The sequence below is a fragment of the Flavobacterium procerum genome, from assembly GCF_042431625.1.
Classification (GTDB): domain Bacteria; phylum Bacteroidota; class Bacteroidia; order Flavobacteriales; family Flavobacteriaceae; genus Flavobacterium; species Flavobacterium procerum.
Genome location: NZ_JBHLYW010000016.1, coordinates 1 through 3,546 on the forward strand (window position 1 = coordinate 1; position 3,546 = coordinate 3,546).

Sequence of the window (3,546 nt, forward strand, 5' to 3'; positions counted from 1 at the left end):
ACTGGACATTCTTGACAAATACGACGTTGCCAATGCCTTAAAACGTGACATCGATGTATTCTTTAGTAATGCAGGAATCGGGGAAAGCGGTCCGGTATTTGAAATTCCGCTTGATTTGGTTCGTGCAAATTATGAAACAAATGTTTTTGCTCCGCTGCAATTGTCACAAGGCTTTGCTTCTAAATGGATCACAGAAGGCAAAAAAGGTAAAATCGTATTTACTTCTTCAATGGGTGGATTATTCACGCCATCTGGTTACGGAATCTACGTTTCAACCAAACACGCTCTTGAAGCAGTAGCCGAAGCATTGGCTGATGAATTGAATCCTTACGGAATCAAAATTCAAACCATCAATCCTGGAGCTTACTTAACTGGCTACAACGAGACAATGGCCGAAAATGCTTTCCGCTGGCTGGATGACGATAAAAACTTCACCAAACGTGCTGATATGAAAGCCAATTTCGATTCGCTTTTAGGTACACCAGAAGGTAGACTGGATCCACAGGAAATGATCGATGCAATTATCGAAATTGTACCGTCAGATAGCGGTAAATTCAGAAACGTGGTGCCGCAGTTTGTAGAAGACATGTTAAAAGACCACCAATTAAAAGCTTGGGAAAATACTATCTAATAACATACCTGTGACTATAAAAAAGCCGATTTAACTATCGGCTTTTTTATGCGCTAGGACCAATCGTTTTTTTGGCTACATCATTTACGGTTTTGGATACTAAAATCTGGGTTAATGAAAGGAAATTTGCACTTGTAAAATTTAAATTCAGAAGAAAATGAAGACTATATTTATTACGGGTGCATCAGCTGGTCTGGGTAAAGCCACTGCTAGATTATTTCAGGCCAACGGCTGGAGAGTAATTGCAACGATGCGTAATCCTGAAAAGGAAACGGACTTAAATGGGCTGGAAAATGTAAAACTAATTCAGCTCGATGTTACTCAGAAAGAACATATTGATACAGCTATTAGCGAGCTGACTGCCAATGAAAGTATTGATGTTGTATTTAATAATGCGGGCTATGGCTTGAGCGGCTCTTTGGAAGCAAGTCCCATCGAAGCAATCGAAGACCAGATCAACACAAATCTTACTGGAGTAATCAAGGTTGTAAAGGCTTTTACTCCTTATTTCAAAGAGAGAGGCAGGGGAATGTTTATTACTACAACATCGGTTTTTGGCATAATATCCTGTCCATTGGCTTCAGTTTATAATGCGACAAAATGGGCATTGGAAGGATTAAGCGAAAGCTTGTCCTACGAATTGGCGCCATTCAATATTACGATTAAAACAGTAGCACCAGGCGGCATAAAATCCAGTTTTGTAAATGGTGTAAAGGCATTTGCGCATCCGGAGTACGATCCGATACAGGAAAAATTGATAGATCTCTTTTTCAACAACAATACGCTGCTTGATTTTAGCGAACCGGAAGTAATAGCAGATGCTGTTTTTGAAGCCGCTACAGATGGTAAAAATCAGTTAAGATACATGGCAGGTGCAGATGCTGTTAAGATAGCAGGTCAGCTTACCGAAATGGGAAGCGAAAATTTTAGAAAACATGTTGGAAGATTGCTGGACATTGAATTTCCGGGCAATTAAATTACATCAAAACAATACAATGAATACCTATATTTGTAAAACGTCCACTAAATAATTTTCTTTAAAATGTCATATTGCAGTTATTTAAATAGTATGTCGGGTCCGAGAAAAGAACTTCATAAATCGTATCACGACAACCAGTACGGATTTCCGATACACAATGACGACGAATTATTTGCAAGGCTGATACTCGAAATAAACCAGGCTGGACTGAGCTGGGAAACCATCTTAAAAAAGCAGGATGCTTTCCGAGCAGCGTATGATAATTTCAGCATTAAAAAAGTCGCAGAATATCAGGAAAACGATAGGGAAAGATTGTTGAACGATCCCGGCATTATCAGGAATCGGCTAAAAATCAATGCCGCGATTGAGAACGCCAAAACCATACTAAAATTGCAGCAGGAATTTGGCTCGTTCGAAAAATGGCTGGACAGCCATCACCCAAAGTCATTAGCAGAATGGATGAAACTTTTTAAAAAGACATTCAAATTTACCGGTGGTGAAATTGTCAATGAATTTCTCATGAGTATCGGGTATCTTCCAGGCGCGCACAGCACCAATTGTGAAATCTACCATAAAACGCTGGAAGCAAAACCAGCCTGGAACAGAAAATAACGGAAATTATGAAAAAGCTGAAAACCTATACCTATACAAGTATCTCAAATGCAATGGATCAGTTAGGCCTTCCAAAGCCAAAACATCCTTTGATTGCGCTTGTAGACTATAAAGATATTGACATATCCGAACAGCCTAATACTGCATTTATTCTTAAGTTCTATAAAATATCATTCAAAAAGCATTTTGCCGGAGCTATAAAATACGGTCAGGGACATTATGATTTTGAGGAAGGCGGACTGTCCTTTACTGCACCCGATCAGATTGTTTATTCTTCAGATCAGGAAGCAGACTATAGTGGTTATACTTTAATTTTTCACCCTGAGTTTCTTAGAAATTATCCTTTGGCAAAAAATATTGCCAATTATGGATTCTTCTCCTATTCAGTTGCCGAAGCACTCTATCTTTCTGATAAGGAAAAGCAGATTATTTTTTCAATTTTTGAAAATATCATCCTGGAACTCGATAATAACATCGACCATTTCAGTCAGGATGTAATTATTTCCCAAATCGAATTGCTGCTGAATTACAGTAACCGATTTTACAATAGGCAGTTCATTACTCGAAAACCGATACACAACGATATGCTGTCTGAAGTTGAAGCGTTTCTATCTTCTTATTTTGATACTGATAAATCACTCATTGGAGGATTGCCGACGGTACAAGATGTAGCCGATCATGTAAAGGTTTCACCCCGCTACCTGAGTGACATGCTTCGCTTGCTTACCGGGCAGACTACCCAGCAGCACATTCATTCCCGGCTGATCGAAAAAGCAAAATCTATTCTGGCAAACAGTGACCTGAGTGTTGCAGAAATTGCCTATCAGCTGGGATTTGAGCATCCGCAGTCTTTTAATAAACTCTTCAAGCAAAAAACAAAAAACTCTCCCGTCGAGTTTAGAAAATCATTGAATTGACAGCAGCATAATCTACTCGTTTTAACAAAAGCCCACAAACTGTGGGCTTTTGTTGTTTTAAGATTTTAATGGAAAAATATCATTTTGCAAATATTTAAAACGTAATAAAGTATTTTTTGTTGAGATCCATCTTTGATATTCATAATAGAGGCTTTGTTATTCGTACAGCCCACGTCTTGGTTTCGTTGCAACTTTGCTTTATAGAAAATCAACATCTATTAAATCATATTAAAAATCATTAAAACTTAGAAATCATGAGTACAACAAAAACAATTTTAATTACCGGAGCAGGTTCCGGATTTGGAGAAGGGTCAGCATTTGGTTTAGCTAAATTAGGCCATAAAGTTATTGCGGGAGTACAAATCCTGCCGGAAGTTACTGCTCTTCGCAAAAAAGTTGCCGAAGCA

4 protein-coding genes are annotated in these 3,546 nt (G+C 38.4%); all 4 read left to right on the forward strand.

What is annotated here, in order from left to right; all coding sequences use genetic code 11:
- Positions 1-631 (forward strand): SDR family oxidoreductase (locus tag ACFFLS_RS19015; protein ID WP_379689581.1); only part of this gene is annotated, 631 nt, incomplete at its 5' end.
- A 157-nt stretch (positions 632-788) separates the two neighbouring features.
- Entirely contained in the window at positions 789-1,607 is an 819-nt protein-coding gene (locus ACFFLS_RS19020; protein WP_379682313.1) for an SDR family oxidoreductase, read from the forward strand.
- A 66-nt stretch (positions 1,608-1,673) separates the two neighbouring features.
- Positions 1,674-2,222 (forward strand): DNA-3-methyladenine glycosylase I, encoded by a 549-nt coding sequence (locus ACFFLS_RS19025; RefSeq protein ID WP_379682312.1) that lies wholly within the window; start codon positions 1,674-1,676, stop codon positions 2,220-2,222.
- 8 nt (positions 2,223-2,230) lie between these two features.
- A complete protein-coding gene (locus ACFFLS_RS19030; RefSeq protein WP_379682311.1) occupies positions 2,231-3,139 on the forward strand; it encodes a helix-turn-helix domain-containing protein in 909 nt (302 codons plus the stop codon).
- Positions 3,140-3,546: the final 407 nt, after the last annotated feature.